At 58.8% G+C, this 25,049-nt stretch carries 28 protein-coding genes and 2 pseudogenes; 21 read left to right on the top strand and 9 right to left on the bottom strand.

Going from position 1 to position 25,049, the window contains the following annotated elements; genetic code table 11:
• Window positions 1–18 precede the first annotated feature (18 nt).
• Window positions 19–1,125 (bottom strand): sugar ABC transporter substrate-binding protein, encoded by a 1,107-nt coding sequence (locus tag FYJ43_RS10840; protein ID WP_326833600.1) that lies wholly within the window; start codon window positions 1,123–1,125, stop codon window positions 19–21.
• On the opposite strand from FYJ43_RS10840, the pseudogene FYJ43_RS12500 reads away from it, so the two are divergent.
• A pseudogene (locus FYJ43_RS12500) lies at window positions 1,109–1,416 on the top strand (hypothetical protein); the annotation flags it as partial. The gene FYJ43_RS10840 and the pseudogene FYJ43_RS12500 overlap by 17 nt on opposite strands.
• Window positions 1,417–1,735: 319 nt before the next feature.
• The gene (locus FYJ43_RS10835) at window positions 1,736–2,449 is read left to right on the top strand and encodes a hypothetical protein (RefSeq protein ID WP_154564748.1); all 714 of its coding nucleotides are present in this window, start codon (window positions 1,736–1,738) and stop codon (window positions 2,447–2,449) included.
• Window positions 2,450–2,633: 184 nt separating this feature from the next.
• On the opposite strand, the gene FYJ43_RS10830 is transcribed toward FYJ43_RS10835, so the two are convergent.
• Complete coding sequence (locus FYJ43_RS10830) at window positions 2,634–2,825, bottom strand: hypothetical protein (protein WP_154564746.1); 192 nt, start codon at window positions 2,823–2,825, stop codon at window positions 2,634–2,636.
• A 181-nt stretch (window positions 2,826–3,006) separates the two neighbouring features.
• Here FYJ43_RS10830 and FYJ43_RS10825 point away from each other — a divergent pair, with 181 nt between their 5' ends.
• The 10 genes and pseudogenes from FYJ43_RS10825 to FYJ43_RS10785 all read left to right on the top strand — a co-directional run bounded on the left by FYJ43_RS10825 (window position 3,007) and on the right by FYJ43_RS10785 (window position 12,017).
• Window positions 3,007–3,447 carry a hypothetical protein gene (locus FYJ43_RS10825; protein WP_154564744.1) on the top strand — a complete coding sequence of 147 codons (441 nt, stop codon included), beginning with the start codon at window positions 3,007–3,009 and terminating at the stop codon, window positions 3,445–3,447.
• A pseudogene (locus FYJ43_RS12350) lies at window positions 3,444–3,608 on the top strand (transcriptional regulator); the annotation flags it as partial. The gene FYJ43_RS10825 and the pseudogene FYJ43_RS12350, both read left to right, overlap by 4 nt.
• 1,753 nt (window positions 3,609–5,361) lie before the next feature.
• A complete protein-coding gene (locus tag FYJ43_RS10820; RefSeq protein ID WP_326833599.1) occupies window positions 5,362–6,126 on the top strand; it encodes a helix-turn-helix transcriptional regulator in 765 nt (254 codons plus the stop codon).
• Window positions 6,123–7,571 (top strand): Fe-S cluster assembly protein SufB, encoded by a 1,449-nt coding sequence (sufB, locus tag FYJ43_RS10815; protein WP_154564742.1) that lies wholly within the window; start codon window positions 6,123–6,125, stop codon window positions 7,569–7,571. Before FYJ43_RS10820 ends, sufB begins: the two co-directional genes overlap by 4 nt.
• A 160-nt stretch (window positions 7,572–7,731) precedes the next feature.
• Window positions 7,732–8,832, top strand: coding sequence for a Fe-S cluster assembly protein SufD (gene sufD / locus FYJ43_RS10810; protein WP_154564904.1), 1,101 nt, complete (start codon window positions 7,732–7,734; stop codon window positions 8,830–8,832).
• Complete coding sequence (locus tag FYJ43_RS10805) at window positions 8,832–9,155, top strand: non-heme iron oxygenase ferredoxin subunit (protein ID WP_154564740.1); 324 nt, start codon at window positions 8,832–8,834, stop codon at window positions 9,153–9,155. The genes sufD and FYJ43_RS10805 overlap by 1 nt, the downstream gene beginning before the upstream one ends.
• 6 nt (window positions 9,156–9,161) lie before the next feature.
• Window positions 9,162–9,923, top strand: coding sequence for a Fe-S cluster assembly ATPase SufC (sufC, locus tag FYJ43_RS10800; RefSeq protein ID WP_154564738.1), 762 nt, complete (start codon window positions 9,162–9,164; stop codon window positions 9,921–9,923).
• Window positions 9,924–9,925: 2 nt separating this feature from the next.
• Window positions 9,926–11,167, top strand: a complete 1,242-nt coding sequence (locus FYJ43_RS10795) for an aminotransferase class V-fold PLP-dependent enzyme (RefSeq protein WP_154564736.1) — start codon at window positions 9,926–9,928, stop codon at window positions 11,165–11,167.
• The gene (gene sufU, locus FYJ43_RS10790; RefSeq protein ID WP_154564734.1) at window positions 11,164–11,664 is read left to right on the top strand and encodes a Fe-S cluster assembly sulfur transfer protein SufU; all 501 of its coding nucleotides are present in this window, start codon (window positions 11,164–11,166) and stop codon (window positions 11,662–11,664) included. Before FYJ43_RS10795 ends, sufU begins: the two co-directional genes overlap by 4 nt.
• The gene (locus FYJ43_RS10785) at window positions 11,661–12,017 is read left to right on the top strand and encodes a metal-sulfur cluster assembly factor (RefSeq protein ID WP_154564732.1); all 357 of its coding nucleotides are present in this window, start codon (window positions 11,661–11,663) and stop codon (window positions 12,015–12,017) included. The genes sufU and FYJ43_RS10785 overlap by 4 nt, the downstream gene beginning before the upstream one ends.
• Before the next feature lie 45 nt (window positions 12,018–12,062).
• Here FYJ43_RS10785 and FYJ43_RS10780 read toward each other — a convergent pair whose 3' ends face one another.
• Window positions 12,063–12,422: a hypothetical protein gene (locus FYJ43_RS10780; protein WP_154564730.1), complete on the bottom strand. Its 360-nt coding sequence runs from the start codon at window positions 12,420–12,422 to the stop codon at window positions 12,063–12,065.
• An 18-nt stretch (window positions 12,423–12,440) separates the two neighbouring features.
• Between FYJ43_RS10780 and FYJ43_RS10775 the strand changes: the two genes are divergently transcribed.
• The 3 genes from FYJ43_RS10775 (at window position 12,441) to FYJ43_RS10765 (ending at window position 15,233) form a co-directional block, all read left to right on the top strand.
• Window positions 12,441–12,950, top strand: a complete 510-nt coding sequence (locus FYJ43_RS10775; protein ID WP_154564728.1) for a GNAT family N-acetyltransferase — start codon at window positions 12,441–12,443, stop codon at window positions 12,948–12,950.
• A 49-nt stretch (window positions 12,951–12,999) separates the two neighbouring features.
• Window positions 13,000–14,598, top strand: coding sequence for an ABC-F family ATP-binding cassette domain-containing protein (locus FYJ43_RS10770; protein WP_326833598.1), 1,599 nt, complete (start codon window positions 13,000–13,002; stop codon window positions 14,596–14,598).
• A 68-nt stretch (window positions 14,599–14,666) separates the two neighbouring features.
• On the top strand, window positions 14,667–15,233 hold the full coding sequence (locus tag FYJ43_RS10765) for a helix-turn-helix domain-containing protein (RefSeq protein ID WP_154564724.1): 567 nt from the start codon (window positions 14,667–14,669) through the stop codon (window positions 15,231–15,233).
• A 27-nt stretch (window positions 15,234–15,260) separates the two neighbouring features.
• Here FYJ43_RS10765 and FYJ43_RS10760 read toward each other — a convergent pair whose 3' ends face one another.
• The 3 genes from FYJ43_RS10760 to FYJ43_RS10750 all read right to left on the bottom strand — a co-directional run bounded on the left by FYJ43_RS10760 (window position 15,261) and on the right by FYJ43_RS10750 (window position 17,251).
• A complete protein-coding gene (locus tag FYJ43_RS10760; RefSeq protein WP_326833597.1) occupies window positions 15,261–16,082 on the bottom strand; it encodes a putative RNA methyltransferase in 822 nt (273 codons plus the stop codon).
• Window positions 16,079–16,900, bottom strand: a complete 822-nt coding sequence (locus tag FYJ43_RS10755; protein WP_326833596.1) for an SURF1 family cytochrome oxidase biogenesis protein — start codon at window positions 16,898–16,900, stop codon at window positions 16,079–16,081. The genes FYJ43_RS10760 and FYJ43_RS10755 overlap by 4 nt, the downstream gene beginning before the upstream one ends.
• A 69-nt stretch (window positions 16,901–16,969) precedes the next feature.
• Window positions 16,970–17,251, bottom strand: coding sequence for a DUF3099 domain-containing protein (locus tag FYJ43_RS10750; protein ID WP_326833611.1), 282 nt, complete (start codon window positions 17,249–17,251; stop codon window positions 16,970–16,972).
• 136 nt (window positions 17,252–17,387) lie between these two features.
• On the opposite strand from FYJ43_RS10750, the gene fabG reads away from it, so the two are divergent.
• Together fabG and fabI are read left to right on the top strand one after the other, a co-directional pair.
• The gene (gene fabG, locus FYJ43_RS10745) at window positions 17,388–18,107 is read left to right on the top strand and encodes a 3-oxoacyl-ACP reductase FabG (RefSeq protein ID WP_154564722.1); all 720 of its coding nucleotides are present in this window, start codon (window positions 17,388–17,390) and stop codon (window positions 18,105–18,107) included.
• A 55-nt stretch (window positions 18,108–18,162) separates the two neighbouring features.
• A complete protein-coding gene (fabI, locus tag FYJ43_RS10740; protein ID WP_326833595.1) occupies window positions 18,163–18,936 on the top strand; it encodes an enoyl-ACP reductase FabI in 774 nt (257 codons plus the stop codon).
• Window positions 18,937–18,945: 9 nt separating this feature from the next.
• On the opposite strand, the gene FYJ43_RS10735 is transcribed toward fabI, so the two are convergent.
• The gene (locus FYJ43_RS10735) at window positions 18,946–19,683 is read right to left on the bottom strand and encodes a hypothetical protein (RefSeq protein WP_326833594.1); all 738 of its coding nucleotides are present in this window, start codon (window positions 19,681–19,683) and stop codon (window positions 18,946–18,948) included.
• A gap of 103 nt (window positions 19,684–19,786) precedes the next feature.
• Between FYJ43_RS10735 and FYJ43_RS10730 the strand changes: the two genes are divergently transcribed.
• The 3 genes from FYJ43_RS10730 (at window position 19,787) to FYJ43_RS10720 (ending at window position 22,404) form a co-directional block, all read left to right on the top strand.
• A complete protein-coding gene (locus FYJ43_RS10730; protein WP_195839979.1) occupies window positions 19,787–20,572 on the top strand; it encodes an ABC transporter ATP-binding protein in 786 nt (261 codons plus the stop codon).
• Between the two features lie 28 nt (window positions 20,573–20,600).
• Window positions 20,601–21,065 (top strand): NfeD family protein, encoded by a 465-nt coding sequence (locus FYJ43_RS10725; RefSeq protein ID WP_154564718.1) that lies wholly within the window; start codon window positions 20,601–20,603, stop codon window positions 21,063–21,065.
• A gap of 79 nt (window positions 21,066–21,144) precedes the next feature.
• Window positions 21,145–22,404, top strand: coding sequence for an SPFH domain-containing protein (locus tag FYJ43_RS10720; RefSeq protein ID WP_229771739.1), 1,260 nt, complete (start codon window positions 21,145–21,147; stop codon window positions 22,402–22,404).
• A 193-nt stretch (window positions 22,405–22,597) separates the two neighbouring features.
• On the opposite strand, the gene FYJ43_RS10715 is transcribed toward FYJ43_RS10720, so the two are convergent.
• Window positions 22,598–23,584 carry a bile acid:sodium symporter family protein gene (locus tag FYJ43_RS10715; RefSeq protein WP_154564716.1) on the bottom strand — a complete coding sequence of 329 codons (987 nt, stop codon included), beginning with the start codon at window positions 23,582–23,584 and terminating at the stop codon, window positions 22,598–22,600.
• A 32-nt stretch (window positions 23,585–23,616) separates the two neighbouring features.
• On the opposite strand from FYJ43_RS10715, the gene FYJ43_RS10710 reads away from it, so the two are divergent.
• Window positions 23,617–24,471 carry a TrmH family RNA methyltransferase gene (locus FYJ43_RS10710; RefSeq protein ID WP_326833593.1) on the top strand — a complete coding sequence of 285 codons (855 nt, stop codon included), beginning with the start codon at window positions 23,617–23,619 and terminating at the stop codon, window positions 24,469–24,471.
• On the opposite strand, the gene def is transcribed toward FYJ43_RS10710, so the two are convergent.
• Window positions 24,429–25,031: a peptide deformylase gene (gene def, locus FYJ43_RS10705; RefSeq protein ID WP_154564714.1), complete on the bottom strand. Its 603-nt coding sequence runs from the start codon at window positions 25,029–25,031 to the stop codon at window positions 24,429–24,431. The genes FYJ43_RS10710 and def overlap by 43 nt on opposite strands.
• Window positions 25,032–25,049: the final 18 nt, after the last annotated feature.

Raw genomic sequence — 25,049 nt, 5'->3', positions numbered from 1 at the left:
TGCGCCCCCAGGTTGAGCTCAGCCCTTCGTGATCTTGTCGTTGATGGACGTCACGGCCTTGTCCCAGGTGGCCTTGGGGTCAGAGGCCTTGCCACTGATGATCTGGGCCTCGGCGACGCCCCAGTCAGCCCACACCGAGCCCATGGCGGGGATGTTCGGCATCGGGACGGCCTTCTGGCCGACGGCCCCGAATGCAGCGACATCCTTGTCTGCCTTGGCCTTCTCGAAGGCCTGCTTGTTGGCCGGCGGGCGGTTGCCGACCTTGAACAGCTCGGCCTGAACGTCCGGGTTACCGACGTACTCGACGAGGAATTTCTGGGTGGCGACGGCGTTCTTAGTCTTGGCGCTCATCCAGAATCCCTGGACACCGACGAACGGGGTGGCAGGCTGGCCACCGGCGGAGGGAACCTCGCTGATCTCGTACGTGATGCCAGCCTTCTTGAAGCCATCGAGGCTCCACGGTCCGGTGAGGATGAAGGCAGCCTGTCCCTTGCCGAATAGATCTTTGGAGATGTCTTGAGAGATGTTGAGGTTGAGGTTCTTGGTCTTGCCCTGCTCAGCCAGCCAGGTTGCGAATTTTTCGCCGTTAGCGCCGCCCATGGTGACCTTGCTGGCGTCGAAGCCGTTGTCCTTGAGCTCGAAGACCGGGGCACCGAACGAGGCTTGGAACGGGTACAGGTGGTACGGATCGGACTGCTTGGGGTCAAGGCCGACGAGGAAGGGGTACTTCGCGCCGGACTTCTTGCCCATCTCGATCATCTCATCGAAGGTCTTTGGGGCGTCCTTGACGAACTTGGTGTTGCGAACCAGGGCAATGTTCTCGGTGGCGTAGGGGACGCCGTAGATTCTGCCGTTGACGGTAAAGGCCTGGATGGCGACGTCCTGGTAGGCAGAGGTGTCACCAAGTTCTAGCGGGGCGACGACGCCATTTTGAACCATACGGCCGGTGTTGTCGTGGGCAGTGATGGCGGCGTCAGGACCCTTACCAGTCGGGACTTGGGTGATGAAATCGTCGGGGATCTTGGCGAAGTCCTTGACAGCCAGCTTGACGGTAACGCCGGTGTCGGACTTGAACTGTTCGGCGACCTTGCGCAGGACGGGTTCACGGTTGGAGTCAGTCCACACCAGGATTGAGCCGGCAGCTCCGGCGGCCGAGGATGCCGCACCGGATGCTGACGACGTGGATGACGAGGGGGAGTCATTGCCGCCGCATGCGGACAGGACGCCGACGGCAGCGACGCCGAGGCTTCCAAGGAGCATCGAGCGACGGGTGATATCGGACATGGGTCACACCTTTCAAGGCAGCTCGACGATCATTGTCGAGCACGTGGTTCTGCATCAGGAGGACATGTCGGTGTCACTCTTTTGCAAGCTGCTGCAATCCTTGCAAGTTTTTGCATCGCTGTCCAGGGTCTACAGTGTGAGTTTGCCCACATTTTGCGCTTGGCGGTGTGGGCTGGGCGGTGGTTCATTGACGTCCGCTGCCGTTTCGGGTGATGTCACGCAAAAGTTTGCGATGGTCTGCATGGGGCTGGGCGTTCCGTTGCTCGGTTGGGCGCTGCGGGCAGCGGCATCGCGGACACCGGAGGGGGTCTTGTGTCGCGTTTGCAGGTATGTTTTACTTGCCGTAAAGATCGTCGGCCTACGGCGTCGTGTGATGTTCCACCACGGTGATGCTACACGACATCATCCAGTCATCGGTGACTGGATATCAGCGACTGATGGGAGAAGCATCATGAAACTGCGAAGAACTATGGGAGTGTGTCTGGCATCTGCTCTCGTTGTGGGTGCGATAGCGGGGACAGGGCCGAGTGCATCAGCTGAACCTCCTTCCGAGGATTCGAAGCCTGCCTGCGAAAGCGCCCAGACTGAACCGGGATCCTATGAGTTCATCGGCTCTCCTGGCCGTGATGCATTGGCGGCCAGTGAAGAACTGTCGAACTATTTCTCTGAGCATCGTGACAGTTGGGCTGGGGTGCATTTCTGTCGCGATTACAGTGGTCTTGCAGTCTACATCGCCTATCAGGATGATGCGTCCAAGAAGGCTATCGGAGATGTATCGGCTCATTATCCCAAAGTGGGAATTCATGTCTATAAATCCCGGTTCTCGTCCCTTGAATTTGAGGCCGCGGAGCAGGCTGCGCTTGATCGCGATCCATCTCCGGTCATGTCGGCTAACTCGGATCCTGAAAACGGTCGAGTGGTCGTTGAGTCGTCGGGGGTGACGTCGAGTCGATTGGGTAAGCAAGCCTCGGTACGGGTCATGTCCTCGGTTCCTCGCGTGGCTCGGAAGGTCAATGGTCCGGTCGAAGTTTCTATTGTATATATTCGTACCGGCATCGAAGGGAGGAATGCTGCGACACGTGGAAATGATGCGCCGCCATTTTCTGCTGGTGCGGATATTCGGGCAGAAGGGCTGATGTGTTCACTTGGCCCCGTGCTCGTCTAGGGGGATAAGTATATGATGCTCACGGCAGGTCATTGCTCTGGTGGCACTCACTACACCCCGACAAAAAGGCCAGTTGGAATACACTACCGCGTATCCGGGGAATGCGAACGTCTATGGTGACTGGAAGTTGATTGCGGGAAAATCGTACTCGCCAAACGTGTATAACGCAGGGAATTCCTCGTCATCACGCCATCCTGGCGCTGGGCTCTTTTTTGGTGGTCTCGCTGTTGGCCGTCAGCTGTGCAGCTCGGGTAGAACTACGGGGCAGATCTGCGGATATATCGTGCAAGGCAATTTTGGTCGCAGCAAGCTTGATGGTGTTACGGCTGGTCATCAAATAAAGCTTGCCAAGCAAGAGGGTAGATGGAATTCCCATGGTTGTAATGGTACTAGAGGGGGAGATTCGGGCGGCCCAATGTATTATAACAATGGATCCGGAAAGATGGTCTATGTCGGCTTGGTTAGAGGTTACTCGTGGTGGAAGCCGGGGACACAAAACGATGCACCTACTACGCCACGCAATTGAGTGGAGTTCGCGCGTGGAAAAGCTCAGTCGGATGGTAAGGAGAAGCTCGGCATGGTGGGGTGCCATCGTCGCGATGGTACTGATGGTTACAGCGTGCACCTCGACCCCGAAGCCCGACGACCAGGCCTCACCACCCGTCGCGACGACATCATCAGCGGCACTGGCTATGTGCCGAGACCGAGATCAGCTTGACCGCGCTCAAGAACTGACCACATCCAATCTTGCCCACATCAAGGGACACAAGGCCTGGGTGTGCTGGGTAAAACCGTCAGGTCAAGCGGAGGAAGTCGTGCCACAAGGCCCTTACAGTGACGCCGATATGCGTGAGATCCGCAAGTCCGGAATCCTGGGCGACACACCCGTTCCCACTGAAGCGGACTGCCACGTCGCGCCAGGCAAGGTGTACATACTGACTGACGATGGACAGGTGTGGTGGCATCGGATCGTGGAGTGCGGAGAGAACTTGAGCTGACGACCGAGAGCCACCTGACAGTCGCGGATCGCGATGTCGTCGGCGGACACCAGCAGGCCAGTGGTGACAGCTACACGAGGGATCGCGTGAGGTCGTCCATCCTGCACAACGGCCCGTCGACGGCAAGCGACTTGGCTGATCTTCTCGGTCTTACCGCGGCCGGCCGGATATGTGCCACACAATCCCCCCGAGACTGCCCACACCTGCTGGAGGACCTTGCGGGCATCGTGTAGGCCTTGGTGTGACGTCGGTCGATGACCGCGACCGTGGCGCTGGCGCGACCTGGGACCTGTCGCAGACGGGCCTTCATCGGGCAGCCATTGACATGTCCTTGGCGGTCACACCCCATCGTGGCCGACACTCACTTCTCGGGGAAAATGTGTGAGGTACGGATTCTTGCCACGCGGGGACTTTATGTGAGTGTTGTCGCAGGCTTGACCGAGTGGGTGTTCTGGTGTTGCGGCATTTAATTTCGGGAAAAGGATAACGACGCCCTTTTGTCATCGATGACACCTACGTCTGCTAGTGCTGTTACCTCGTTCAGAGAATGGTGATGGCTATGAACAACAATTCATGGTCGTCTTTGGGTCTTGTGGGGATTCTCTGCTGTTGTATTTCAGGCAGGGGCGTCCCAAGCGGCACCGGAAGAGGGGGAGCCGGTCCGTGCGATCTGTGAGAGTCCTCGGTCTGTATTCTTTTGATGGCTCTCCTTTCAGACAAGCCAATGATGCCAGTGATAAATTGACGAGCGTTTTTGATCGGCATCGCGACGTATGGGGTGGGGGCGAGTTTTATCGTGATTAATCGGGCTTGAGGATTTACATCAAGGCCCTTCGAGTGTGTGATTGGCTGGGGCGGTCCAACGGAAGCATCCCTCCCATCTATGTCGTTGAGGTGGAGCTTTCGTCGTTGGACTTGAAGTCGACTCAAATCACTTCCGGTGCAGATATCAGGGCCAAGGGATTCATGTGCTCGTTGGGGCCGCGAGCCCGTTACAACGGCCACTATGTCATGCTCACTGCGGGGCCTGTTCAGGCGGAACACACTATACGCCGCAGGGTGAAGCTGTTGGTAACAAATACACCACGTCGCATCCAGGAAACGCAGCTATTTAAGGTGATTGGAAGATGCTGTCAGAAAAATCTTATTCTGCTGACGTCTACAATTCCGGATAGTCATCCTCGTCTCGGCATCGCGGTGCAGGGGCGAATTGTGGGTCCTTGACAGGTGACCGCCAGTTGTGTGCGTCCAGAAGGACGGCCGCACAGATCTGTTGTTTTGTGGTCCAGGCGACGTATGGGAAATAATGTAAGGACTGGTCATGTCACAAAACTTGCGAAGAATGAAGATCGTATCAATACGCATGGATGTAATGGCTTCAGGGGTGGTGATTCTGGAGGGTCAGTGTATTGCAACAATGGATCTGGCAAGATGATTTATGCTGGCGTCGTCACAGGTCATGGGAGAAAAAGGCAGGCACGCAATATCGGTGTACTTATTACGTGACCCAGTTGAGTGGCCTTCGCGCGTGGAAGAAGTCGGTGACGTGGTGAGAAGACTTGCTGTGCTGCCAGTTCTGATGGTTAGTCTCGTCGGCCTGTTTGGATGTGGCGACTCTCGGGGCGAGGTCTCTCCTTCTCCGAGTATCAAGGTGACCTCGTCGTATCAAGGTGACCTCGTCTGCTCCGCATGTCAGGACACCAGCGTCATGTCGCGGGCGGAGAAACTCACCACCTCGAATGTTGATTCGGTCAAAGGGCATGAGGCTGTGCAGGTGGTCCGGCTTTGCATCAGTGAGGCCGAGCCACGCATGGTCTCGGCCTCGTTGTGTTGCTCGGGGTGCCCATCGGTGGGCTGCCACCGACATAGGATGACCTAATTTGCATCGGAGTCGGTTTAGGTAACAATGGTGTTGTGAAAAATTCGACCGACACCGAGGTGGCCGCTACAGGTCTCGACGTCGTCGGCGAGCACAAGCAGGAAGCTACGGACAGGTCCACGAGGGATCGTGTGATGTCGTCCATCCTGCACAATGGCCCGTCGACGGCCGGTGAACTAGCTGATCGTCTCGGCTTGACAGCAGCAGCAGTACGTCGTCATCTCAGTACCCTGGTGAGTCAGGGCCTGGTGGATTCCCGTGAAAAGAAAGTCTTTGGTGCTCGCGGAAGGGGTCGCCCGTCCCGGGTGTTTTTCTTGACCGATCACGGGCGGGCTGACTATTACACCGCCTACGACGATCTTGCGATATCGGCCCTCCGGCAGCTTGCTGACGCGGCGGGCCCGTCCGCCCTTGACGCAGTAGCTAAGGCGCGAGTCGACGACATCGAGTTGCGTTACCGCGCGCTGCGTCAGATGCACCCCGACGACGTCCCAGCCCAGTTGCTCGCTGAGGCCCTGTCGGCTGACGGATACGTCGCCACTATCCAACCTGCCGGTGCCGGGCAGCAGATTTGCCAACACAATTGCCCCGTCGCCGAAGTGGCTAAGGTCTTCCCGCAGCTATGCGAGGTTGAGACTCAGCTGTTTTCTGAACTCCTCGGGTCCCACGTCCAGCGGTTGGCGACGATCGCACACGGCGATGGGGTATGCACCACCCATGTTCCCGTCGACGTCGAAATCACCCGCCGGGCACTTTCCGAGCCGTCCCAGCGTCCATCCATCCGAAAGGACCATTCATGACCCAGGTTGACACCCCTACGAGCGTCCCGGGCGCCGGCGCTAGCCAAGATGAACACCTGGCTGCTTTGAGCGGTTACAAATATGGCTGGCATGATTCCGACGCTTACGCTGCTGCATCCCAGCGCGGACTATCCGAGGATGTCGTGCGCGGTATCTCGGCGATGAAGCACGAGCCGCAATGGATGCTTGATATGCGTCTCAAAGCTCTCAGGCTCTTCCAACGCAAACCGATGCCAACCTGGGGCGTCGACCTCAGCACGATCGACTTTGACCAGATCAAATACTTCGTGCGTGCCCAAGAGCGTCAGGCGGCGTCGTGGGAGGACCTGCCATCTGACATTAAGAACACCTACGACCGTTTGGGCATCCCGGAGGCCGAAAAAGACCGTCTGGTCGCCGGAGTTGCGGCACAGTACGAGTCTGAGGTGGTCTATCACAAGATCAACGAAGAGCTCGGCAAGCAAGGTGTCGTCTTCCTCGACACCGACACTGCACTCAAGGAGGAGCCTGAGCTTTTCCGTGAGCACTTCGCCAGTGTTGTGCCGCTAGGTGACAACAAGTTCTCGGCCCTCAACTCGGCGGTGTGGTCGGGCGGCTCCTTCATCTATGTGCCAAAGGGAGTTCACTGCACCATTCCGCTGCAGGCTTACTTCCGTATGAATACCGAGAATCTCGGACAGTTTGAGCGGACCTTGATTATCGTCGATGAAGGCGCATACGTTCACTATGTCGAGGGCTGCACCGCCCCGATTTACAAGTCGGATTCCTTGCATGCCGCAGTCGTCGAGATCGTCGTCAAGAAAAATGCGCGGTGCCGATACACAACTATCCAGAACTGGTCGAACAACGTGTACAACCTCGTCACTCAGCGTGCCTACGTTGAGGAAGGGGGCACGATGGAGTGGATCGACGGCAACATCGGCTCCAAGTCGAACATGAAGTACCCAGCCTGCTACCTCATGGGCGCTCATGCCAAGGGCGAGGCACTGTCAGTCGCTTTTGCTGCCGAAGGACAGCATCAGGACACCGGCGCCAAGATGATCCACAACGCCCCGTATACCTCATCGACAATCGTCTCCAAGTCGATCTCCCAGGGCGGGGGACGCTCGGCCTACCGCGGCCTGATTTCCGTGGGTAAGGACGCCCATCACTCCTCGTCGGCGGTGCGCTGTGACGCCCTCCTTGTCGATGACATCTCAAGGTCGGACACCTACCCCTACAACGACATTCGTACTGATGAGGTGTCAATGGCTCATGAGGCCACAGTCTCGAAAGTCAGTGAGGATCAGCTGTTTTACCTCATGCAGCGTGGTCTCACTGAGGAAGAGGCAATGGCCATGATTGTGCGCGGATTCATCGAGCCCATCGCCAAGGAGCTACCGATGGAATATGCCCTGGAGCTCAACCGACTCATCGAACTGCAGATGGAGGGTGCGGTCGGCTGATCCGGCCCGAGCCTCCACGACCCCTACTTTTTCGAGAAAGAGAGACACCGCGTTGAGCGCACCAGTCGCCACGCCCCACAAGGGCCACAACGTCGCCATCGAAAACGACGTCGAATCCCATCTTCACCCGTCCCCATCGTGGGAGATCGCCGACCACCCCATGCCCACTGGGCGCGAAGAGATATGGCGGTTCACCCCAATTAAGACGTTCAAGCCGGTTTTGTCCGAGGTTGCGCCTGAGTCGAGCCAGCAGGCCAGCGTCATCGACGTTGACATCAAGGGGGCAGACGGCGTTACCGTCACCGACCTTGCAGCAGGCGAGCTACAAGAACTGGCAGAAACCCCGCAGGATCGTCTATCGGCCCTGGCCGCGGCAGATCCGCACGCGGTGAATCGCCGCGTCGTCATACCAGCCGAAGCTACCTTCAAGGCTCCAGTCGAGGTCACCGTCACAGGCCGTAACGACGAAGTTTCCTGTCACCATAATGTCGTCGTCGAAATTGGCAACCACGCTGAATCCACACTCATTGTGCGTCACCGTGGCGTGGCTCACCTGGGTGAGAACTGGACGTTCCGTATTGGTGACGGTGCGCAGGTCACTGTGCTGTTCGTCCAGGAATGGGATGACGCTGCTATCCATGGTGCTCAGATCTCTTTTGAGATCGGTCGCGACGCCACCGTCCGCACCGCCCAGGCCAGCTTCGGTGGCAAGGCGGTACGCATTAGTCAGACAGCTTCCTACACTGGCCCCGGTGGTAACCTGACTCAGCTCGGCGCGTACTTCGCTGATGCCGGCCAGCACATTGAGCACCGTCTGTTCGTCGATCACAACGCTCCCAGTACCGAATCCCACGTGGACTTCCGCGGCTGCTTGCAGGGCAAGGACGCACATTCTGTGTGGATCGGTGACGTACTTATTCGTCCCGTGGCGCAAGACATCGACACCTACGAGTCCAACAAGAATCTCGTCCTCACCGAGGGCTGTCGTGCCGACGCGGTACCAAATCTGGAGATCCAGACTGGCAATATTCGTGGAGCTGGACACTCCGCATCCACCGGACGTTTCGACGCCGAACAGCTGTTCTACCTGCAGGCGCGCGGTATTGAGGAGGCTGAGGCGCGCCGCCTCGTTGTCCACGGTTTCTTTACCGACATTGTCCGCAAGATCGGCGTGCCCGAAATTTCGGAAGAGCTTGTGGCTCGCATCGAGGCCGAACTCGTCGAGAACCTCGGCTCCTCGACTGCTGTAGAGGAGGGCTGATGTCCGTCGTTACTACTCTGTCAGCCCTCGAGGAGGATTCTCCCCAAGAGTTCGAGGTTGACGGCACCGACATCGTCTTGGTGCGCACCGCCGGTGAGGTATTCGCCGTCGGAGCTACGTGTACCCATGCAGAGGTGCCGATGGTCGACGGAGATGTCGTTGATTGTGGCCTGGAGTGCTATATGCATGGCTCCTTTTTTGACTTGCGCACAGGGGAACCACGGAGCCTCCCCGCCACTGAACCACTTCCTGTCTATCCCGTGACTATTGACGGCGACGACATCCTCGTCGACGTTGCTAACCCCATCACCAAGGAGTCCTGAATCACTATGGCAACCCTGCAGATCAATGACCTCCACGTTGACGTTGAAACCGAGGCCGGTCCCAAACAGATCCTTAAGGGAGTTGACCTCACCATCAATTCCGGGGAAGTCCACGCCATCATGGGCCCGAATGGTTCGGGTAAGTCGACCCTGGCATACACCCTGGCCGGTCACCCTAAGTACACCGTCACAGGTGGTTCCGTCACTCTCGATGGTGAAGATCTCCTGGCGATGACCGTCGACGAGCGTGCTCGTGCCGGCCTGTTCTTGTCGATGCAGTACCCCGTTGAGGTACCCGGCGTCTCCGTCGCTAACTTTCTGCGCACCGCCCGCACTGCTATCGAGGGCCAGGCCCCGAAATTGCGCACCTGGGTTAAGGAGGTCAACGAGGCCTTGACCCGTCAGGAACTTGATCCCGACTTTGCTGAGCGGTCCGTCAACGAAGGATTCTCCGGTGGCGAGAAGAAGCGCTCGGAGATGGCTCAGTTGGAGCTGCTGCACCCGAAGTTCGCCATCCTTGACGAGACCGACTCTGGTTTGGATATTGACGCCCTCAAGGTCGTTGCTAATACGGTCAACCGCTACATGACCGACCCCGAGCATGGTCTGATGCTCATCACCCACTACACCCGAATCCTGCGTTATGTGAAGCCCACTCAGGTTCACGTCTATGTGGATGGCCGCGTTGCCGCAACGGGTGGTCCGGAGTTGGGTGAGGAACTCGAGGCCGAGGGCTACGAGAAGTACGTGTCCAAGGTCAACGCCTGATTATGCATTACGACGTCGAGAAAATCAGAAAAGATTTCCCCATCTTGTCAACGAGGGTGGGGGAATACCCATTGACGTACCTCGACTCGGCTAATACCTCTCAGAAACCTCAAGTCGTCATTGACGCTTTGAGCGAGCACTATGCGCGTCACAACGCCAATGTCGCCCGAGCCATGCACCGGCTTGGGTTGGAGTCCACCCAAGCGTATGAGGGCGGACGGGAACGCATAGCGCGTTTTATCGGGGCGGCGCGTCCGGAGGAAGTCGTGGCCCTGTCGAACGCTTCGGAGGCCCTCAACTTGTGTGCCCACACGCTCGGTGAGCGTCTCGGGCCAGGAGATGAGGTCGTCATTTCGGTGATGGAGCACCATTCCAACCTGGTTCCTTGGCAGATCGTCTGTCAGCACACGGGTGCCACTCTGAGATGGTTCGACATCACTGAAGACGGTTTTCTCGATCTCGAAAAGGCCGACGCTGAGGGGCTCATTAACGAGCACACCAAGGTTGTTTCGCTGACATTAGCCTCCAACGTGTTGGGCACGATTAACCCCATAGAGAAGATCGCTACGTGGGCCCATTCGGTGGGTGCCGTCATGGTCGTCGATGCATCCCAGGCCGTGCCCCAAATGCCCGTCGACGTGACGACCTTGGGCGCTGACTTGGTGGCTTTCACCGGTCACAAGATGTGTGGTCCCACCGGCATTGGCATCCTGTGGGGACGCTACGATCTGCTCGCTGAGTTGCCGCCATTTCTTGGCGGTGGCGAAATGATTGAGGTCGTGCGCATGGAAGGCTCGACGTACGCTGAGCCCCCGCACCGTTTCGAGGCCGGCACCCCGCCAATTGCACAGCTCGCCGCGCTCGGGGTAGCTGCCGACTACATAGACGGCATCGGGAGAGAAGCCATTGCCGAGCACGAGCATGACCTGGCTGCTCGGATGCTTGAGGGACTCCAGACCGTCAAGGGGGTGCGGATCCTGGGACCGATTGACGCCACCGCCCGTACTGGAACGGTGTCCTTCACCATCAAGGGGGTACATCCGCACGACGCCATGAGCATCATGGATGGCCACGGTGTGGCGGTGCGAGGTGGGCACCATTGCGCCAGGCCCTTGCACGAGAGGCTGGGAATACAATCCTCTCTTCGTGCGTCGTCATACTTGTACTCCACGGCTGACGAGGTGGATCGCCTCGTCGAATCCGTCGAGTACGCTCGAAGTTTCTTCGCCGGAGGTGTGTCATGAACGTCGAAGAGATGTACCAGCAAATCATCCTGGACCACTACCGGGAAAAACATCACAGCGGGCTGCGTGAGGATTATGACGCCGAGGTAAGTCAAGTCAACCCGTCGTGTGGAGACGAGTTGCTGCTACGCGTGCACTTAGATGGAGATGTCATCACAGACGTGTCCTACGACGCCGTCGGTTGCTCAATTTCTCAGGCATCGACCTCAGTCATGACCGACCTTGTCATTGGCAAAACCATCGACGAAGCTCAGGACCTCTACAGAGGGTTCCAAGAGATGATGCGCTCGCGCGGGACTGTTGAACTCGACGAGGACACCTACGAGGACGCCATCGCCTTTGAAGGAGTCGCCAAACTTATGGCCCGGGTGAAATGCGCCATGCTCGGCTGGTCCGCCTTGGAGGACAGTCTGCTCAAGGCGACCGAGGGCTCCCCAGCCAAGGTTGGTTCTGGCGCAGGAACTGGCAGCACAGAGACGAAGGAGGAGAGCCGATGAGCGAGGAGAACGCACTTCCCGCCCAAGAGGTGACGCTGACGGCGATGCCTACCGTCGATGACGTCATCGAGGCGATGAAGGATGTCATCGACCCTGAACTCATGGTTAACGTCGTTGACCTCGGTCTCGTCTACGGAGTCAATATCGATGACGAGGGCAATGTCACGATTGATATGACGTTGACGAGCCCCACCTGCCCGCTGACTGATCGACTGGAATACGACACCCAGACCGTGTTGGAAGGGATTGTGAAGTCCGTGACGATCAACTGGGTATGGTTGCCGCCGTGGGGTCTAGAACGCATTACCGACGATGGTCGGGCGCAGCTTCAGGCGATTGGTTTTAACGTCTGAACTGACGCATAGCCCGGGTGGTCAGGAAGATCACCCGGGCTCTTTTTAGACGGCCAGCCAGAAAACGACACCCGCAGCGATGAAAACAACCGGGATGACGATGGCGAGTATGTGCCACCAGCGCTTCTCTAGCCAGATCTGGGCCAAGACCCCGATGATGAGTCCGAGAATGGCCAGGGCGACCACCGAACACCAGTACATGACGGGTTCACCACGCTGGCAGACTCCGGCAGCTTGATCGCACAGCGACCACCACGCTAGATACCCGAAAATGCCTAGCCCGAGGACTGCGACGATGACGCCACATATGACAAGGACAAGGTACCGACGCCACGAACGGGTGATATCCGCCAGATCGGTGTCGTCTTCTGGTGCTGCTCGCCGTGGCGTACTCATGTCAGACATTCTGTCAAGATATAGGCCATGATGTCTTCTTCGACGCGGCGAAATGGTGGCGACACGAGTGGTGCAGACCTTCAGCACGGCGATGTTGACCTTCATTACGCGCACACCATCGACATGGACGCGACCACGCTCTACGCGTGTTTATGGTTGCGCAGTGTCGTGTTCAATGAGGAGCAGCAGTGCACTGAGCCGGACCTCGATGGCCGCGAACTTGAACCCACCACGATTCTGGTGTGGGCGTCAGTAGATGGCCGCTGCGTCGGCACTCTCCGCATTCTCTCCAACGCAGAGAGCATCGTCATCGGCCGGGTGGCCGTCGATACTGCTTATCGAGGTCTACACATTGGCCGCCGGATGGTGAACCTCGCCCTTGAGATTGCTCATGCCGACGGCCGAGACATTACTCTGCACGCCCAGTCGTATTTAGAGAACTGGTACCGCGATTTCGGATTTGTCGTCATCGGCCCGCATTTCGAGGAGGCCGGAATCGACCACGTCCCGATGATGTTGCGTCGCTCAGAGTCGTGAAACTGGTGGTTATTTGTCCCTGGCGGCCGGAACGGGGGAAGATGGCCCGGTGCTGCAGGTCAAGGATGTGGAGGTGCGAGTCGGAGCCCGGCTCCTGCTCAACCCGGTGAGTTTTCAGGTAGCTACCGGGGACAAGATCGGTTTGGTGGGCCGTAACGGTGCCGGTAAAACGACTCTGACGCGTATTCTGGCTGGTGAGGCTCTCCCCGCAGCGGGTTCAGTGCGTCGCACCGGCGAGCTCGGCTATTTGCCGCAGGATCCTCGCGATCCTGATATGGAGACGATCGCGAGGGCACGGGTTTTGTCAGCGCGCGGCCTAGATCACATGCTAGAGCGGATGCGCGCATTGGAAGACCAGATGGCGAACGGTTCTGAGGAAGACCGCGCTGTCGCGATGGACAAATACGCGAAGGCTGAGGACCGCCTCATTGCGGCCGGTGGCTATGGCGCCTCTGCCGAGGCAGCCCGCATCGCGTCGAACCTGGGGCTTGACGATCGCGTTCTTTCGCAACCCTTAAAGAACCTTTCGGGCGGTCAGCGCCGTCGCGTCGAGCTGGCGCGCATCCTCTTTTCTGGAGCTGACACCCTGCTCCTTGACGAGCCCACTAACCACCTGGATGCAGACTCCATTGTGTGGCTACGCAACTTCCTACAGTCCTACTCGGGTGGAATCCTCATGATTTCCCACGACACCGAGCTCGTCGAGGCCACCGTTAATAAGGTTTTTCACCTTGACGCTAATCGTGCCACTCTCGACATCTATTCCATGGGTTGGAAGCTTTATCTCACGCAGCGAGCTGCTGACGAGAAGCGTCGCCACAAGGAAAGAATTAACGCTGAGCGTAAGGCAGCTGCTCTGCAAGCCCAGGCCGACAAATTGCATGCGAAGGCGACCAAGGCCGTCGCGGCACAGCAAATGGCTCGACGTGCCGAGAAACTTCTTGCAGGAGTCGAGGGGGAGAGGGCCGTCGACAAGGTAGCCGCCATCCGATTCCCTGATCCGGCCCCGTGCGGCAAAACCCCACTTACCGCACGAAACCTCACCAAGACGTACGGGTCACTGGAAGTGTTCACCGGGGTTGACCTCAATATCGACCGTGGCTCCCAGGTCGTTGTCCTGGGACTTAACGGTGCTGGAAAGACGACCCTGCTACGTATTTTGGCAGGCAAGGAAACCCCCGACACCGGAGAGGTCATTGCCGGGCATGGCCTCAAGCTTGGATATTTCGCCCAGGAGCACGATCTGCTCGACATGGACCGCACAGTGCTGGAAAATATGGCCAGTTCTGCGGTTGACCTTAACGAGACCGAGATGCGCAAGATACTCGGGTCTTTCCTTTTTACCGGTGACGACGTGCATAAACCTGCCGGTGTGCTTTCAGGTGGCGAAAAAACCCGTCTGGCGTTGGCGACTCTCGTCGTTTCCTCGGCTAATGTTCTGCTCCTTGACGAGCCAACGAATAACCTCGATCCGGCTAGCCGAGCACAGGTCCTCGACGCGATTGGAAACTTCGGCGGAGCTATTGTCCTCGTTACCCACGATGAGGGAGCGGTACACGCTCTGAACCCCGATCGTGTGCTCGTCCTACCCGATGGCACCGAGGACATGTGGAGTGCTGACTACGCCGAACTGATTAGTTTGGCGTGATAACGCGACGCACCGAGCCTCGCCATGCCGTAGCATGAGGACGCGAAGAACGGCGTCGAGGAGGGGTGATGGTCGTGCGCGCGCCCAGACTGGTCGGTGAGGCCAGACGAGCGATGGCCGAGGAATTGGCAAGTCGCTACAACGATGGTGCGTCCATCCGGTCTCTGGCGCGCGAGTCGGGACGATCTTACGGCCTGGTGCAAAAGCTGCTGCAGGAAGTCGGCGTCGAGTTTCGTCCTCGCGGCGGTGCTGACCCGGCGTCCCCAGAAACGAAGGCTGAGCGCGACATGGTTGAGACGCCTGCTGCATCCCAGGAGGCCCGTCAAAAAGACCCAGTTGATCTCGATGAGGGTGATGGTCCGTCCTCATCCCCCGAACCCTCCGACGTTGATGCCTTGAAATTGGCGGTTGAGGCCGCAGTTGTTCGAGCCGAGAAAGCCGATCGTAAGGCACGCAAGGCGGAGAAGGCATTGCGCAAGCTGAGACGCACAGGGGCAGGGAAATCTCGTCGCAAGAAAGCCAAGGCGACGCTCAACAAACGTCGCGCGAAGGCTGAAAAGGCTGAGCGCAAAGTGCGTAAAGCACGCCGTCAGCTTGATAAAGCCGAGCACGGCGCAGATAACCCTCAATTCTAAGGGCTGGTTGTCCGAGGTAGGACCTGCTCAGCGGGGTGAAAGAACCGTCACCTCGACTGCTGATGTGACAGGCATAGCCTCGACGCGGGTCGAGCTGACGTGATGGGCGCTTGGTCCCATTGCCACGGCGTCAGAAGCCGTCGCTGCACCGAGAGAAATAGTGGCTCGCACTTCCTCGTGGCTGACAACACTGAACCGTGACGTCAATGAAGCGACAAGCTCATCGTGCTTATGGGGCTGAATGCCGATCATTCCGGTGCGCTCACGTAGCTGATGTAAATGATCAGGTAGTGGGGTGACGACGACAAGGATCCCGTCGGGTCTTATGATGCGCGCGAATTCGTCGCGGTTGCGAGGTGCAAAGACACACAACACTGCATCCACATAACTGGTGCGGATAGGCAGCCCAGCCCAGGTATCGGCAACCACGGCGGCCATCCGAGGATGAGCTCGTGCTGCTCGCCGGATTGCCGCCTTCGAAACGTCAGATGCCAGACCCTGTGATCCACGATGAGCGTAGAGAACCTTGGCTAGGTGGTGACCTGTCCCGGCACCGACTTCCACGATGCGGTGACGGTTAGTGAAAATCTCAGCTAAGAGGGCGTCGAGGTCACAAAATAGCCCGGCGTCTAACACATTCTGGCGGGCGGTGAGCATCTCAGCGGTATCAGCGTTGGCCCCAGGCGCGGCACTAGTCATGGTGACGTAGCCCTGCTTCGCGATGTCAAGACAGTGGTGTTCCGGGCACTGAAGGGACCTGCCGTCAAGGGTGAGAGGGCTTTCGCGGTCGCGCCGCTGGCAGGTGGGGCAGATGAGCCACGGCAGCACCATGGATAGCGCCGATGTCATGCATGATCCTCTGGTGTCTTAGGGCCATCGCCAGATGGCACGTCGGGTCTGGCCGCATGATTTGAGGCAGACTGCTGTGCAATACCGCGCTTGGCTCGGCGTTTGCGTCGATCTTTAACATCTCCACGAATGAGGACGAATAACCCAACGACCGCGATGGCGGTGAAACAAAACCATTGGATGGCGTAGGACAGGTGGGGGCCATCATCGAGGTGCGGAAGGTCTTTGGGGACCAAGCCATGTTGCGCTGGTGTCATCGACGTTGCTGAGATATATCCGCTGGCGTAGTCAATCTTGTGTGCCCTACCAATAGCGTCAGAGTTAATAAGGCGGACCTTTCCCGCGACGGGATCGGTAGCGGTAGGTTTTCCATTCTCGTTGCCTCTGACAAAGCCAGTCACCGTCACGGTTCCAGCGGGGGCAGGAGGCAAGGCTTGCATGTCGCCCTGCTGTGAGGAGCGTTTGAGGAAACCACGGTCAACGAGGACGTGGTGGCCGTCCTTCGTGACGATAGGGGTGACGACTTCCGACCCGTCGTCGTCGCCATTGCTGCGGTAACGCACTTGGAGTTCGTGGGCGGTATCAAACGTGCCCGTAATGGTGACCGGTCGCCACTGGTATGTCGCGGTCGCGTGACGGTCGCCCATGAGAGTCGACCACTCGACCGGCGGTTTGGCGTGGTTAGTGCGGATGATGTCGTTGGCTTCGCGACGACCTGATAACCGGTGCAGCTGCCACTGGCCAAGCCGGATCATGACCAGACCTAGCACGATGACGAGGAGGGTCATCGTCACCCATCTCACCCACAGCTTCTTCACCCTGCCGAGCCTAGTTGGTCGGCTCACGGTGGTGCCCCATTCTCGGCCTAGCAGTTGTCCTGTGCGGGATCAGTCTTCGTCGACGTCACCATGAATCGTCATAGCGGGGCCTATTGCGCTGTGGGACTCATCACGGGACGGCAGGGTGTCAGTAGTGCGACGGTCGGCGGCATTGCCGAGCACGACGGCGATGGCGGGAATGACGGCGGCACCCACTAGAAAACTCCACCGCCACGGGCTTGGGGTGATGACGAGCCCGATGAAGCACACCGTCCGCACGAGCATCGACCAAAGGTAGCGCCGTTGGCGCATCTCCAAATCTTCGCTTGCTGATCTCTTGGCAGACGTGATCGAATGCCGGGCGTCATGATGCCTCCGACTCTGCCGAACCCGTGCTGCGTCGCTCACCGGACTAGCCTAGGTCCGTCGCGTCAATGAGGCCTAACCTTCCCCGATTCCTGGTGGTGATGTGCGATAGGTTCATTATATGAGTCCAGACACCCCAGGGCGCGTCGCCCTCGTCACCGGCGGATCGCGCGGTATCGGTGCCGCGATCGCCGCAGATCTGCACGCACATGGATACCGTGTGGCTGCAACGAGTCGCTCGGGCACCGCACCCGATGGGGTGCTGCCGGTGTCCTGCGACGTCACCGATGCCGACTCCGTTGATGCCGCGTTCTGCCAGGTTGAGCAGGAGCTTGGCCCGGTCGAGGTGCTGGTTGCTAATGCTGGTATTACTCGGGACGGGCTTCTAGCCCGTATGAAGGAAGAGGATTTTACTGAGGTCCTCGACACGAATCTCACCGGCGCTTACCGCGTCATTCGTCGAGCTGCCAGGGCAATGACGCGGGCTCGTTTTGGTCGCATCGTCTTAACCTCGTCGGTCGTCGGTCTGCTGGGTTCTCCTGGGCAGGTCAACTATGCAGCGTCGAAGGCAGGGATGCTTGGCATGGCTCGCTCTATCACGCGCGAACTAGGGTCCCGTGGCATTACGTGCAACCTTGTCGCTCCCGGTTTCATATCTACAGATATGACCGACGCATTGCCGCAGAAAGTTGTCGAGGGTTATCTTGAGCGCATTCCTGCCAAGCGGTTGGGATCGGTCGACGACGTCGTTGCGACCGTCCGCTTCCTCGTTTCTGACTCCGCTGGTTACGTCTCTGGGGCTGTGATCCCCGTCGACGGCGGACTCGGAATGGGTCACTGACCCCTCTTACACCCATTCTCTTACACCCACCCACATCGACCGGAAGGACATCACCGTGGGACTTCTTGAAGGACGTACAGTCCTCGTCACAGGTGTGACGATGCATACCTCAATCGCTTTTAAGACGGCCCAGATCGCTCAGGATGAGGGCGCCCGCGTCATTGTTTCGAACCTGCCGCGCGCAGTCGGCGTCACCCGTCGAGCTGTTCGTAAGCTCGATCCTGTGCCAGAAGTGCTCGAACTCGATGTCACTGACGCTGACCAACTCGCCGCATTGCCTCAGCAGTTGCGCGACCTCGGTGTCGAAAAGCTTGACGGAGTCGTCCATGCCATCGCGTTTGCTAACCCCAAGACGGCCTTGGGCGGCAAGTTCCTTGAGACACAATGGGACGATGTCTCGGTCGCTGTCCATACCTCCACGTACTCCTATGTGTCGTTGATTACTGCCTTAGACGGCTTGCTTGCCGAGCGTGCTGCGGTTGTCGGTTTGACCTTTGACGCGACTGTCTCGTGGCCGTTCTACGACTGGATGGGAGTGGCCAAGGCGGGATTAGAATCAGCCAACCGTTATCTGGCTCGCTACTTGGGGCCCAAGGGCGTGCGCTGTAACCTCGTGGCTGCTGGACCGCTGGACACTATGGCAAAGACGGCCATTCCCGGTGCTGATGCTTTTAACGATTTGTGGGGCGAGCGTGCTCCGCTTGGCTGGGATACCAAGGACACCACACCAGCGGCGAAGGGAATCGTCGCTCTCTTGTCTGACTGGTTCCCTGCCACCACCGGTGAAATGATCCACGTTGACGGCGGCATGGGCTCGACGGGGGCCTGACCACCCGGGTTATGAGACAAGCGGCCATGAGGTCGCTGCGGTAATGGCGTGGGACGCGGCGTTGCGCAATGTGCGTAACGCCGTTTCCCTTTTCTGTGCCCCGTGAGCGGTAATCATGGTTGGCTGTCGCCCGGTATCGCAGGCCACCATGACAGTCCATGCCGAGTCGAGGAGACGCTGATCGGCTGGACGGTGACCGGTGAGGTGCGGCACCACGATGTCAGGACGATCCCCGGAGACCATACCCGGGTCAGCGAGCTGGGCAGCCGTTGTGGAGATAGCTGACCTCAGGAGCGGAGTAACGTCGGCAGGCGTCGGAGGCGGTAACGGGGCAGCTCCACGAACGACGGTCCACTGCATCGCTGATCCCACTGGATGGGGAATCCACGCGGTGCCGGCAGGTATGGCGGCAGAGCCTTGATGACAGACGATGACGGCACCGGCGTCGAGAGCAGCACGGTTAACCTGGGCTGGACCGCGCAGACCGGCAAGGTGTCCAGGGACAGGCAGCAATAGGCCCCACAGTACGGGCGCCTCATGCGGGTTGTGGGAGATTCGGGCTAGCGCCATCCGGATCGGGACAGACGACAAAGGATCATGCTCAGATAGACCGAGTACCTCGTCGGGGTCACGGACGTGGTGAGCCGCTGCCATCGTGAGTAACTCCGCCTCGGCATGGGGAGCAGTGGTGCGACTGGCACACAGGTCGTTTAGGAGGCAGGTGAGACGGCAGCAAATCTCGAGCACTTGCCCAAGGTTAGACGTCTACTCGTTGGTGATCCCTAAGTTGCCGAGTCGTCCTCTGCGTGACCGCTGATAGATGTCGTTGATACACGGTAAATTTTTACCCATGAGTGCAGTGGCGCAGTTGGCAGGCGTAGGAGTTCGTCGCGGGAATCGTTGGATCCTCGACAATGTCGATCTCGACGTCGTGGACGGTCAGCGTTGGGTGCTGGTTGGGCCTAATGGGGCGGGTAAGACGACCCTTTTGCAGGTCCTGGGGGCCCAGCTTCATCCCACTGTAGGGTTAGTGGAGATCCTTGACGAGATCCTCGGTGCGGTCGACGTGTTCGAATTGCGCCCGAGGATCGGAATGGCCTCCTCTGCGCTCGCCCATCGCATTCCGGAATCGGAACACATCGGCAATATCGTGGTGTCGGCAGCATGGGCCGTCGTGGGCCGTTGGCGTGAGGCTTACGACGATCAAGACCTCGCCCGTGCCGGCGTCTTATTAGAGCAGATGGGACTCGTCGGGATGGTCGATCGCACCTGGGGAACCCTGAGCGAAGGGGAACGTAAACGGGTCGAAATTGCCCGCGCTCTCATGACTGATCCGGAATTGTTGCTGCTGGATGAGCCCGCCGCTGGTCTCGACTTAGCTGGCCGTGAGCAATTGGTCGAGGTGCTGTCGGCTATTTTTTCCGATCCCGACGCTCCAGCCTCGGTCCTTGTCACCCACCACCTCGAGGAGATTCCGGCCGGAGTTACTCATGCCCTTGTCATGAAGGGCGGTCGCATTGTGGCTGCTGGCCCAGTGGAGACGACGCTGACGTCGGAGGTCCTTTCTGGTGCCTTCGATATGCCCCTGACGGTTAACCACGCTGACGGGCGTTGGAACGCTCGCGCTGCTCATTGACACCTTACCGACGACGGAGAGCACCAAGATGGAACCCTTCCAAGAACATCGCTGGTTGTTGTGGGCCGTCGTGTCAGCCGTCATGGCGTGCACGGAGATGCTCAGTGGAGATTTCACCCTGCTTATGCTCGCTGCCGGTGCAGGGGCGGGAGCGATTACAGCGGCGATCGTTCCCGGTATGTGGTTGGTGCAGGTCCTCGTCGCTGTTGCCGTGGCAGCGATATTGCTTGCAGTGCTGCGCCCGACGTTGCTGCGCCGGGTCCGTGATGCTCCGGGATACCGGTCGTCCTTTGACAAGCTCGTTGGTTCTGACGGCGTTGCCACCAGTGAAATCACCGACGGTCATGGCCAAGTCAAGATCGACGGTGAGGAGTGGTCGGCGCGCACGCTGGAACCAGGATTAACAATCGCCACCGGGGAGAAAATAGAGGTTTACGAGGTTGACGGTGCAACCCTCGTGGTCTACCCAGTTTTTAGAAGTCTTGGTCCCTGACATAGACATGTGTCCCTGATCTGGGATGATAGGGACGTGCCGGAGCCTGACCGGCACCTCGAATACCGCAGGAGTAGTCATGTCCCAGTTAATTGTCAGCCTGGTGATTATCGCTGTGGTTGTCGTCGTGTTGACGTCGAGCATCAAGATCATTCATCAGCAGAAGATTGGTCTCGTTGAACGACTCGGAAAGTTCAACCGGCGTCTCAACCCTGGTCCACATTTGCTTATTCCGATCATTGATCGGGTGCAGTATAACCTCGACATGCGTGAGCAGGTTGTTCCGTTCCCGCCGCAAGGGGTTATCACCGAGGACAACCTCATGGTCAACATCGACTCGGTGATTTACTTTCAGATCGTTGATCCGGAACGTGCCGCCTATGAGGCGCAATCCTACAAGACTGCCATCGAGCAGCTGACGATGACGACTTTGCGAAACATCATCGGTGGAATGGATATGGAGGCGGCTCTGACCAGCCGTGAGGAGATTAACCAGAAGCTTCGATCAGTCCTCGATGAGGCAACCGGCAAGTGGGGTATCAAGGTCAATCGCGTCGAGCTGCGGGCCATTGAGCCTCCGCCTACCATTCGTGATGCGATGGAAAAGGGGGCACGGGCAGAGCGCGACAAGCGGGCCGCGATCTTGTTGGCGGAAGGTCAGCGTCAGTCCCAGATTCTGTCGGCTGGTGGCGATCGTGAGTCGGCGATTCTGCGTGCCCAAGGTGACCGTGAGGCCGCGGTGCTGCGTGCCCAAGCTGATCGTCAGGCTCAGATGCTGCGTGCAGAGGGCGAGGCTCAGGCCATTACGACGGTGTTCAATGCTATTCATGCTGGTCAGCCTGATCAGGGCCTGCTGGCTTACCAGTACATGCAGATGCTGCCTACCCTCGCCCGTGGCGACTCTAACAAGGTGTGGGTGGTGCCGTCTGAGCTGAACGATGCTCTGAAAGGTCTTGGTTCCCTGACGGGTAAGGGCGAGCCTGAGCCGAGTAATGGCGGTTTTGCGGCAGCTGATCCGTCGCAGTTTGTCGCACCCGAAAAGGTTGATGTTTTTGCCGAGATCGAGGCTCAGAAGGTGCAGGAGAAAGAGGCCTCTGAGGCGACCGTCCAGCAGGCAATCCAAGAGGCCGCCAAGTTGGAGAATCCCGGATTGTCCGGCAAGCACCATAAGGAGCGCGACGAGGTCCCTGGCGCTCAACCTGCCGCGCGTGCCCAGATTGAGGATCAGCCCGAGTCGATCGCTGCTGATCAGGGGCAACTGACAGCACCTGACGGTCAGGCTGATCAACCCATCGCCGGTCAGCACTTTGGACAGCAGTGGCCTTCACAAGGTCAGTGAAGTAATCGGGGCCGGGACCGTGATGGTCTCGGCCCTTGACTATCGGGAGATGATCTGCCCACTCGGCTGTGGCGTATCGTATCTGTGAGAACGGGATTTTCGTGCTTTCACAGCAGGTGATGCTTGGTTGCGTTGCCGAGACTGCATCGTGGCTCGTGGCGTTGAGCATCATCTCAACGCCGACATGGTGGCGTCATGGCATGGCTTCCCACTGGCGGGCATAGCGTCCTGCCAACACCCCGCAGGCGATGAGCTGGGCCAGATGGAAAATCATGAGGGGTAGCACGATGAGCCCGACTGGTTGGCCAGCAAAGAGAACGGTCGCCATCGGTAGACCGGTTGCCAATGATTTTTTGGTGCCGCAAAACTGGATGGCGATGCGGTCGTCACGGCCAAAACTGAGCCACCCGGCCCCTGCCCACGTCAGCCATAGCATGAAGAACAATAGTGCCAGGCATATGAGGGTCAGGACGGCCATCGAGGACGGTGACACGAGGGACCACATATGCTCATGCATACCTTCTGAGAATGCCGAATAGACGACGAGAATGATCGATCCTTGGTCGACGTACTTCAGCTGCTTGTGATGCTTGTGTACGAAGTCGGCCGTCCAGCGTCGTGACAGCTGGCCGAGTACGAAGGGCAACAGCAACTGGATAATGACGTCGAGAAAGCTCGATGGTTGAATCTTGAGCCCGCCGCTCGTCGACATCAAGAAGAGGGCCAAGAGCGGCGTGAGGAACGTCCCTAAGAGATTTGATGTGGTAGCTGCGACGATGGCTCCAGCGACGTTGCCGTGGGCGATCGAGGTGAAATTAATTGACGACTGCACCGTGGATGGCACCAGACAAATCCACAACATGCCGACGTACAGAGTGCTGGGTATTGCCCACGGAACGAGGCCGCGCATCGCCAATCCGATGAGTGGGAAAACGACGAAAGTGGATGCCAGAATCGCACCTTGCAATTTCCAGTTCTTGAGTCCGTCGAGGGTTTCACGAGGCTCCAGCCGGACGCCGTATAGGAAGAAAAGGATGAAGATGAGGACGGTTACACCATGCGTGACAACGGGGATTGCCGGACCACTAGCAGGCAGAACCGATCCGATCACCGCCGTCACAACGATGGCGATAACGAACCCGTCGATAGGTAGCTTGCGGTGTGGCTTGGCTGAGCTCATCTGTCCACGATAGCCACCGGTAGGTTGGAAGGGTGGCAACGTTCATCGATATCGGCGATCCAGCTGATCCACGGCTGGCCGACTACGTGAGTCTGCGCGACGTCAACCTGCGCAAATCTCTGGAGGCTGAGCATGGATTGTTCATCGCGGAAGGTGCAAAGGTTATTCGGCGTGCGTGCGAGGCGGGCTACCCGCCCCGTTCTTTCCTCTTGGCTCCTCGTTGGATCGACGGTTTGCGGGATCTGTTTGACGGCCTTGACGTCGAGGTCTTTGTCGTCTCCGAGGCTCTCGCCGAGCAGGTGACCGGCTTTCATGTTCACCGTGGTGCGTTGGCCTCAATGTGCCGCCAGATTCGGTGGAGCGCCGCTGATCTCATGGAGGCTCGGCGCCTGGTGGTCTGTGAAGACATCGTCGATCACACCAACGTGGGGGCCATCATTCGTTGCGCGGCCGGAATCGGATGGGACGGTGTCTTGTTGGCTCCACGCGCGGCTGATCCGCTTTATCGTCGCGCCATCAAGACCTCTATGGGGACCGTTTTTCAGCTGCCCTGGGCTCGTCTTGACGATTGGGCAGGGGGCCTTCATGAACTGCGCGACTACGGCTTCACGGTGGCGGCGATGGCATTGAGCGACGATTCAGTCAGCCTCGACGAGTTCGCTGCCGACCTGAGGCACAACCCTCGGAAGGTCGCCTTACTCATGGGTACTGAGGGGACAGGTCTATCGGCCCACTGGATCAGCCAGGCAGACGTCGTAGTTCGCATCCCGATGGCCGGCGGCGTCGACTCGCTCAACGTTGCGGCGGCGGCTGCGGTCGCCTGCTATGAGTTACGGGAGGCGGATCAGCCTTTCGGAGTGAGGGGCCAATCATCGGGGTACAAGTGAGCCACAGCGTCGTGCTGTTCGTCGAGCTTGCGACGGCCGCGCTTAGATAGACGGTCGCCGAAGACAACGCCATTGCAGTGGTCGGTCTCGTGTTGCAAGCAACGGGCGAAAAACCCGGTCCCGGTGACGGTGATGTCCTCGCCCCAAGGATCCTGGCCGGTACATGTAGCCAGATCCGGGCGAGCTAGGGACTGGAATCCGCCTGGCCAGGACAAACAGCCCTCGTCGGCTGCCTCTAAGTGACGGTCTCGCCCCTGAGGCAGGGTGACCACCGGATTGCAGAAGGCGCCGTGGTGGACGACGTTGTCGGCGTCAGGGCACACGTAGACAAATAAAGACAGGTCGACTCCGACCTGGGTGGCGGCTAGGCCGACACCATCGGCGGCGTCCATCGTCGCAAACATGTCACGGATGAGGATAGTCAGGTCGTCGTCAAAATCTGTGACAGGACGGGTCTGGGCGTGGAGGATGGGTTCGCCCCAACGAGTCACCCGACGCAGAGCCCCACCTGTGAACAGATCCTCCCAGCGGGGGTTGTCATTGGGGGTGTGCTTGCGCATGGCTGATCTCCTGGGGTC

It is taken from the genome of Cutibacterium porci, assembly GCF_009696315.1.
Lineage (GTDB): Bacteria > Actinomycetota > Actinomycetes > Propionibacteriales > Propionibacteriaceae > Cutibacterium > Cutibacterium porci.
Note: the sequence above shows the minus strand (reverse complement) of the source record. Positions and strands in the feature narration are given on the sequence as shown.

Coding starts and splice junctions, on each gene's coding strand:
- FYJ43_RS10835 (WP_154564748.1), top strand. CDS start 1,736: ATGAAACTGCGAAGAACTATGGGAGTGTGTCTGGCATCTGCTCTCGTT.
- FYJ43_RS10830 (WP_154564746.1), bottom strand. CDS start 2,825: ATGGGAATTCCATCTACCCTCTTGCTTGGCAAGCTTTATTTGATGACC.
- FYJ43_RS10825 (WP_154564744.1), top strand. CDS start 3,007: ATGGTAAGGAGAAGCTCGGCATGGTGGGGTGCCATCGTCGCGATGGTA.
- sufB (WP_154564742.1), top strand. CDS start 6,123: ATGACCCAGGTTGACACCCCTACGAGCGTCCCGGGCGCCGGCGCTAGC.
- sufD (WP_154564904.1), top strand. CDS start 7,732: ATGCCCACTGGGCGCGAAGAGATATGGCGGTTCACCCCAATTAAGACG.
- FYJ43_RS10805 (WP_154564740.1), top strand. CDS start 8,832: ATGTCCGTCGTTACTACTCTGTCAGCCCTCGAGGAGGATTCTCCCCAA.
- sufC (WP_154564738.1), top strand. CDS start 9,162: ATGGCAACCCTGCAGATCAATGACCTCCACGTTGACGTTGAAACCGAG.
- FYJ43_RS10795 (WP_154564736.1), top strand. CDS start 9,926: ATGCATTACGACGTCGAGAAAATCAGAAAAGATTTCCCCATCTTGTCA.
- sufU (WP_154564734.1), top strand. CDS start 11,164: ATGAACGTCGAAGAGATGTACCAGCAAATCATCCTGGACCACTACCGG.
- FYJ43_RS10785 (WP_154564732.1), top strand. CDS start 11,661: ATGAGCGAGGAGAACGCACTTCCCGCCCAAGAGGTGACGCTGACGGCG.
- FYJ43_RS10780 (WP_154564730.1), bottom strand. CDS start 12,422: ATGTCTGACATGAGTACGCCACGGCGAGCAGCACCAGAAGACGACACC.
- FYJ43_RS10775 (WP_154564728.1), top strand. CDS start 12,441: ATGATGTCTTCTTCGACGCGGCGAAATGGTGGCGACACGAGTGGTGCA.
- FYJ43_RS10765 (WP_154564724.1), top strand. CDS start 14,667: ATGGTCGTGCGCGCGCCCAGACTGGTCGGTGAGGCCAGACGAGCGATG.
- FYJ43_RS10760 (WP_326833597.1), bottom strand. CDS start 16,082: ATGACATCGGCGCTATCCATGGTGCTGCCGTGGCTCATCTGCCCCACC.
- fabG (WP_154564722.1), top strand. CDS start 17,388: ATGAGTCCAGACACCCCAGGGCGCGTCGCCCTCGTCACCGGCGGATCG.
- FYJ43_RS10730 (WP_195839979.1), top strand. CDS start 19,787: ATGAGTGCAGTGGCGCAGTTGGCAGGCGTAGGAGTTCGTCGCGGGAAT.
- FYJ43_RS10725 (WP_154564718.1), top strand. CDS start 20,601: ATGGAACCCTTCCAAGAACATCGCTGGTTGTTGTGGGCCGTCGTGTCA.
- FYJ43_RS10720 (WP_229771739.1), top strand. CDS start 21,145: ATGTCCCAGTTAATTGTCAGCCTGGTGATTATCGCTGTGGTTGTCGTC.
- FYJ43_RS10715 (WP_154564716.1), bottom strand. CDS start 23,584: ATGAGCTCAGCCAAGCCACACCGCAAGCTACCTATCGACGGGTTCGTT.
- def (WP_154564714.1), bottom strand. CDS start 25,031: ATGCGCAAGCACACCCCCAATGACAACCCCCGCTGGGAGGATCTGTTC.